This is a genomic window from Candidatus Thermoplasmatota archaeon, assembly GCA_035541015.1.
Lineage (GTDB): Archaea > Thermoplasmatota > SW-10-69-26 > JACQPN01 > JAIVGT01 > DATLFM01.
In genome coordinates this window covers 1-6,447 of record DATLFM010000072.1, presented here as the reverse complement: position 1 = coordinate 6,447, position 6,447 = coordinate 1, and the positions used below count along the sequence as shown (strand labels likewise).

Sequence of the window (6,447 nt, the reverse complement as noted above, 5' to 3'; positions counted from 1 at the left end):
CGAACGGAACGCGCGACTTTGCCGGGAGCGCGCTCGGAGCCTTGGCGCGGGCGGCAGGGGGCTTGGGCGCGGGCGCTTTCTTGGGCGGAAGCTCGACGCGCGCTTCGATCGCGTCGAGCGTCGCTCCGATGTCGTCGAGCGTGCGCACGGCGTCGTCGCGGAGGACGACGGTCGTCTCGGTCCCCTTGCCCTCCTTCAGGTACCCGACGCGCGCGACGACGGCGCCGGGCGTGCGGGAGAGCACGGTTGCGGTCGTGACCTCGACGCCAAGATGACGCTCGATGCGGCGCCGGTCCTCCTCGGACAGAGGCTCGGGCGGAGGGGCCGGGCGGCTTTCGCGCCACCGCGGCTCGGTTCGGCGGCCTTCGGGCGGCGCGAGCTCTCCGGTCGAGAAGGCGTCCACGATGCGCTCGATCTCCTCGAGCGACTCGGGCCGCGTCTTGTGCCAGCTGCGCTCCTCGAGCTCGACGCGCGCGCTTGCGTCGGCGGCCGCGGCCTCCTGCTCGATCTTGCGGGCGCGCGGGAATCGCTCCTGGTCGAGCAGAACGACGGTCTCCTCCGTCTCCTCCTTGACCTCGCGCTGGACGTTCCCCCGCGGCTCGTGCGCCACGCCGGCGTCGCTCATGATCGAGCGGGCAGGGGGGTGGTGGTTCATAGACGTTGCGGGAAGCCGCCGGCCGCGTCGACGGGCGCCACGACCGTCAGGAACACCCGCGGCCCCGGAAACTGCTGGTTCACGCACGCGCAGGCGACAAATCGCGTGAGCAGGCCGCCCGCGTAGCGATCGGGCGGGATCGTCACGCTCACGATCGAGGCGGAGGGTTGGCCGCTGCCGTTGGCGGAGGCGACCTTCTCGCCGGCAAGGGTGAAGACGTCCAGCGTGCAGCGCAGCCCGTCGTCCGGGTCGTCGTCGGCGCACAGCATCCACGCGTGCACCCCGTCGGGCGAGGCGGGCAAGGCGATGGATTCCGTAGCGGAGGCGAACAGCAGCGTGTGGCTTCCGCGCGTCTTGATGGCGACGGCGGCGAGAAACCCGGTCGAGGGGACCTCGCCGTCGGTCGTCGAAGCGACGAGACTCGGGAGGGCCATCGGCAGCAGGAGGACGCTTGCGATCCAGCACGCCCGCGGAAGCATGACGGTGAGCCGGCGGGCGGGGGGATGTTCTTTGGCGTCGGTAGGTTGCACGAGGGGGGATCACCGCTCGGCGGCGATCCGCCAGGCGGTGAGCTCCTCGAAGGGCAGCTTGCGCACCGCAAGCGGGCGCGCGGCAAGGCCCGACCGGACGGCCTGCTCGCGCCACGCCGGGCCGGTGCGGCTGCTCGCGACGACGACGGCGCGGCCGGCGGGAGCCCAGACGCGGGGAAGGTCCGCGACGAGCCGGGCGAGGGTCTCGGCCCCGGTGCGGCCGCCGCCGAGGGCCTCCTCGATGGGGCCCGCACGAGCGCCCGGCTCGTCCGGAAGGTAAGGCGCGTTGAACAGGACGAGGTCGAAAGGACCTTTGGCAAACGACAGGAGGTCGCCCTGCACGACCGGGAATCGCACGCCATTCTCCGAGGCGTTCTTCCGGGCGAGGTCGCAGGCGGCTTGCGAACGGTCGGACGCAAGCACGCGCGCGCCAAGCTTGGCGGCGGCGACGGCCGCAAGCGCCGTTCCGCAGCCGACCTCCGCCACGCGCGCGCCGGCCGCCGGCGTCTCGAGCAGGAGGCCCTCGAGCAGAAGCTCGGTGTCCTCGGCCGGACCGTAGACGCGAGGATGCGTCCGGACGCGAAGCCCGAGATCCTCGACGAGGCTCACGCGGCTCCCTTCGCAAGCGCGCGCGCAAGCGCGTTGGCCGCCTGGCCGAGCTCCTCGGGCGTCTTGTCCTCGGCACGCTCGTCGCTCCGCGGCACGTCGTTCACGGCCGCCGCGACGTCCTCCCGGCGCGCGGCAAAGAGCCGCCATTGCGACAGCACGCCGTTGCGGAGGGTCTTTCGCCGCTGGGAGAAGCAGGCCCGCACGAGCGCGTCGAAGACGCGCTCGTCGTCGACGGCAAAGGGCGGCTTCTCGCGCGGCACGATGCGGACGACGGCGCCGTGCACGCGCGGGCGCGGGCGGAACGCGCCCGGCGGGATGCGGTCCACGATCTCGCACTTCGCGCGGTAGTATGCGTTCACCGTGAGGCGCGAGTACTCGGAGGTGCCCGGACGGGCGACGAGCCGGCGCGCGAACTCGCGCTGGTAGAGGAGTACCCCAAGCTCGAAGCGGCGCTCGAGCAGGCGGAAGGTGATCTCGCTCGAGATGCGATAGGGAAGGTTCGCGACGACCTTGTCGAAGTCCGGAAGCGGCATGCGCGTGGCGTCGCCGTGCACGATCTCCACGTTTGCCGGCAGCCCCTCGGAGGAAAGAAGGTCGGCCAGCGTCTCGTCGATCTCGATGGCCACGACCTTGCGCGCCTGCCGCGCGAGCACGCGCGTGAGCGTGCCGCGGCCGGGGCCGATCTCGAGCACGGTCTCGTCGCCGCGCAGCAGGGCGTGCCCGGCGATGCGATCGAGGATGGAGGGGTCGAAGAGGTAGTGCTGCCCGAGCGAGGTGCGAGGCCGCGGCTCGTCGGCGGATCGACCCGCAGGAGCCGCGCGCGCCGGCCGGCGGCCGGTCGGGCGCGTGGGGGACATCTCACCGCCGTCCGGGCGGGCCGAAGCCCTCGCGCTCGACGAAGGGCAGCGCGAAGAGATGGTATTTTTGCGCCGTGTCGGTGACCTCGGTCTCGATCCGGTGGGCGATGAGCTTGGCCGGCTGGTGGAGGGCCTTCACGCGGTTTGCCATGTCCTCGAAGGTCTGGAAGGGGCCCTTCTTGCGCTCGTTGATGATGGCCCACATGAGCTTCTTTCCAAGGCCCGGCAGGAGCTCAAGCGTGTGCATGCGCATGGTGATGGGCCCGGCGTCGTTGAAGAACTTGACGAATCGGGCTTCGTTCTTCTTCACGATGTCCTCGAGGACGAAGCGAAGCTCCGATTGCGCCGAGTGCGTCATCTCCTCGTGCTTGATGCGCCCTCGCACGCGGTCGATCTTGTCGCGCTGCGCCGGGTCGCGGCCGAGGTACACGCGGTCGCCCACGAGCAGCGTCGCGCCCGCTTTGGGCTCCAACTCCAAGATCACGAAGTTCTGCTCGCCCACGGCGTAGGCGACGGGATCCTTGGAGCGTGGATTGTCGGGCCTACCCCTGGGTAGGTAATCCAGGATGTAGGCGAATTCCTCCATAAGGATCAACCGGCGTAAGCAAGTACGAGCTCAAGAACCTTGTCGATCTCTTCCTTCTCGAGCTGGAAGCGTTCCTTCGCGAAGATCGCCCGCACGTCGTCGGCGTTCGTGGGCATCGTGTCGACGATCTTGATCGCGTGGGCCGCGCTCACCTTCTTGACCTCCTGGAGCTTGGCCAGAAGCTCGTTCGCCTTTTCCGCGGAAAGGCGCGCGAACGCGCGTGCGTGTTCGAGCGCGAGCTTCTGCTCGTAGTTGAGCTCGCCGCGCTCGCTCTGCTCGCGCTCGAGGATCTCCTTCACCTCGGCGAGCGTGACCAAGCGGCCCCCGGCGTCCATGGCGATCACGCCTTGGCCGGCGCGCCCTGGAGCTTCAGGTGCTCGGGCCGCGCGATCACGGTCTTGCGCTTGTTGCCCTCGTACACGGACACGACAAACGAGGCGCCCTGCTTGCCGGTGACGACGCCGGTGAGTCCGTGGAAGCGGTGGAAGGGTTGTCCCTTGTGGACCGCCGGGTGGAGCACGATGGCGACGGAGGATCCCTCGGGGAAGTCCTGGAGGGACCGCGACGGCGGGGGCGGGCCGCGTTCGCGCGGCTCGCGCTGGAGCTTGTAGCGGGTCTTGTTCCTTCGTCCGCGGGATCGCTGGGCCATGATCGTCACCTTGGGGCCGCGTCACTCCGCCTCGACGTCGAGCACGTCCAACTCCCGCACGCGGCAGGGAATCCCGACGAGCTCGGCAAGCGAGGGCGAGGTGCGCCCGTCGTCGCCCGAGACGAGCTCCTTCACGTAGAGACCCGCCTCGCCCCGGATCCAGACCACGGCCTGCGCCCCCGAAAGGGCTTCCAGGCGGGCGTCGAGGACCCGGCGCTCCCGCGTGAGCATCGCACGGCGATGTTCGACGCGAGTGGGCGTGCGCTGGGCAACGGCCAAGGCGGGCAAAGCCTCGATGCTGTTCTTAAGCTTTTCGCCGTCGGGGGGGCGTTCGAAGTCGACGAGCGCCCGATAGACCTTCCGCGAGCGGGACTCCTTGACGCGGACCACTTCCTCCCGCTCCGACAACCGCAGACTCTCCACCTCCACCCGGCCGCCCGCCTCCCGATGGATCGCGCCGGCAAGGCTTGCAAGGTCGAGGGTTCGCACGCGCGGCTCCTTGAGCTCGAGCACGAAGGGCCTTCCGCGGCCCAGCATCCGGGCGTCGATGTCCTCGCGGCCCATTCCGTGGAAGTCGGCGTCGCGCGCGCGCGCCATGGCGATCGCGGGCGCCTGGACGATCTCCTGCACGCTCGTGGGATACTGCTTCCCGGTCATGCCGCAGGCGTGGCATCCTTCGCCTCCGCACCGGCGGCACGGCCAGCGCGCCTGGGGCACGTCCCGCACGAGCTTGCGGTACCGCCCGTAGACAAACAAAGGCGCGATCTGCGGGTAGGCGACGTGGAAGCGCGTGTCCACGAGGATCGTCACGTGCGGGCGCAGGACGTCGACCTTCTTTCCAAGCAGGGGCTCGAGGCGCTTTCCGATCTCGCGGTTGAGCTCGCTTGTGATGGGCTCGGCCGTCTCCCCGCCGCAAAGCGCCAGGACCTCCTCTCCCGCGTCCTCCACGAGGCGAGGCATCCTCGTCCCAACGAGGAACGTGTCGAGCTCGATGCCATCCACGGCGGCAGTCGCCACGCGCACGTACGCCGGAAGGTCGAGGAACACGCCGCGGCACCACGAGCAGTCGCGCTCTTCCACGGGGGCAAGGCCCGCGGCGGCCGCAACGGCCTCCCCGCGCTGCGCGTTTGAAAGCCCATGGCCGAGCTTGGCAAACGGGCGGCCCACGCAGCGCGCGCACAGCGGGCGTCTGGCAAGGGCGATGGCGCGCCTCGCGACGTCGGGCGTGGAGAACGGGGAGAGGTCGGCGCCCACGGTGCGCGCAAGCGCGTGCGGACTATCAAGGCTTGGGTGGCACGTACGCGCGACGCCACAGGAGCGCAAGCGTCGCCGCGGCGAGCACCATCTCCTGCGCCGGGATGTACGCCAGCGCCGAGCCCGCGGAGGAGGCGGCCGAAGCGCCAAGCGAGACGCGCTCGCGGGGCGCGGAACCCTGCGGCGGAACTCCGTTGCCGTCGTCCGTCCTCGAGACCTGCACCAAGGGCAAGTTGTCGCGGTTGTCCGACTTGAGGTCGGCGTCGCGGACGTAGAACGCGTACGCGCCCGCCTCCACGCCGTGGCTTGGCACGCGAACCGACACGGATCGCATCCGCGCGGTCGAGCCGGGCAGGGTTTCGACGCTCTCGTCGAAGAGGTGCAGCGGAACGGCGTCGACGCTGCCCTCGCCGGTCCCCAGCGCCTTCAGGGAACCGGCGGGAAGGAGGTAGGCTTCGAGCGAGTCGACGGATTCGGGCGCGACGACGAGCGCCTGGAACTGCGCGCCGGGGGCGACGTGGGCGTCCGAGACCGTAACGCCCAAGGCCCCGGGGACGACCGGCGCAAAGGAGACCTGCGCCACGGCGAGCATGGCGATGCCCGCGCAGATGGCGACGGTGGAGAGGCCCACGAGCAGGCGGAACCTCGTGGCGCCGGGATTCACGATTTGGCCGCCCTTTCGCGTGAGCTCGTAGTACACCCACACGCGCTCGTCGCTCTCGCAGCGGCGCACGAGGCCGGCGTCGGTGAGCCGTTCGAGGTGCTCGAGCACGGTGGCTTTCTTGAGGTCCATCGCGCGGGCGAGCTCCGAGAGCGTCATGCGACGCCGCGTGAGGGCTCGCATCATGTCGCGCCGCGTGTCGCTTGCCAAGGCCTTCAGGACGGGCGGGTCGATGGCAACGGCCGCAGGCTCGGCGGGGTGGGCGGCGAAAAGCTCGGAATAGGGTGCGACTTCGGCGTCGGTCAAGCGGCCCGCCTGGCCTTGAAGGGCGAGCCCGCCTGTATTCAATGTATCGATTACGGTAGGGAACCGACTCGCCGGTCGGTCGGAACCGACCGAAAAGACGGCTTGCAAGAGGTCCCCCGGCCTCCCTTGCCCTATGAACCCGTCCCTCGCCCTGCTGGTTGGCATGCTCTCGCTTCCGACGGGGCTGCCTGGCCTGCCCCTCGTCGAGGAGCCGCTCCCGCCGCTTGGGGAGGTTCCCCTCCCAATCCCGTCTCCCGTCTGGGTGGTTCCGGGGCCCGTGCCCTCGATCGAGCTTCCCCCGCCCACGCTCCTTCCGCCGCTTCCCCCCACGCCCTGCGGC

The 6,447-nt window shown here is 70.4% G+C and carries 10 protein-coding genes; 1 reads left to right on the top strand and 9 read right to left on the bottom strand.

The features are described 5' to 3' along the window. The 9 genes from VM681_06530 to VM681_06490 all read right to left on the bottom strand — a co-directional run. The coding region (locus tag VM681_06530; protein HVL87645.1) for a hypothetical protein at positions 1-625 on the bottom strand (625 nt) is incomplete at its 3' end. Positions 626-651: 26 nt separating this feature from the next. Beyond that, positions 652-1,134, bottom strand: coding sequence for a hypothetical protein (locus VM681_06525; GenBank protein HVL87644.1), 483 nt, complete (start codon positions 1,132-1,134; stop codon positions 652-654). 60 nt (positions 1,135-1,194) lie between these two features. Continuing rightward, entirely contained in the window at positions 1,195-1,794 is a 600-nt protein-coding gene (locus VM681_06520) for a HemK2/MTQ2 family protein methyltransferase (protein HVL87643.1), read from the bottom strand. Beyond that, on the bottom strand, positions 1,791-2,651 hold the full coding sequence (gene rsmA / locus VM681_06515) for a 16S rRNA (adenine(1518)-N(6)/adenine(1519)-N(6))-dimethyltransferase RsmA (GenBank protein ID HVL87642.1): 861 nt from the start codon (positions 2,649-2,651) through the stop codon (positions 1,791-1,793). The genes VM681_06520 and rsmA overlap by 4 nt, the downstream gene beginning before the upstream one ends. A 1-nt stretch (position 2,652) precedes the next feature. Next, the gene (locus VM681_06510; GenBank protein HVL87641.1) at positions 2,653-3,237 is read right to left on the bottom strand and encodes a DUF655 domain-containing protein; all 585 of its coding nucleotides are present in this window, start codon (positions 3,235-3,237) and stop codon (positions 2,653-2,655) included. Between the two features lie 5 nt (positions 3,238-3,242). Continuing rightward, positions 3,243-3,572 (bottom strand): RNA polymerase Rpb4 family protein, encoded by a 330-nt coding sequence (locus VM681_06505; GenBank protein ID HVL87640.1) that lies wholly within the window; start codon positions 3,570-3,572, stop codon positions 3,243-3,245. A gap of 5 nt (positions 3,573-3,577) precedes the next feature. After that, entirely contained in the window at positions 3,578-3,886 is a 309-nt protein-coding gene (locus tag VM681_06500) for a 50S ribosomal protein L21e (GenBank protein ID HVL87639.1), read from the bottom strand. A 21-nt stretch (positions 3,887-3,907) separates the two neighbouring features. After that, the gene (locus VM681_06495) at positions 3,908-5,140 is read right to left on the bottom strand and encodes a tRNA pseudouridine(54/55) synthase Pus10 (protein ID HVL87638.1); all 1,233 of its coding nucleotides are present in this window, start codon (positions 5,138-5,140) and stop codon (positions 3,908-3,910) included. A gap of 25 nt (positions 5,141-5,165) precedes the next feature. Then, entirely contained in the window at positions 5,166-6,107 is a 942-nt protein-coding gene (locus VM681_06490) for a winged helix-turn-helix domain-containing protein (protein ID HVL87637.1), read from the bottom strand. 133 nt (positions 6,108-6,240) lie between these two features. On the opposite strand from VM681_06490, the gene VM681_06485 reads away from it, so the two are divergent. Then, the coding region (locus VM681_06485; protein ID HVL87636.1) for a hypothetical protein at positions 6,241-6,447 on the top strand (207 nt) is incomplete at its 3' end.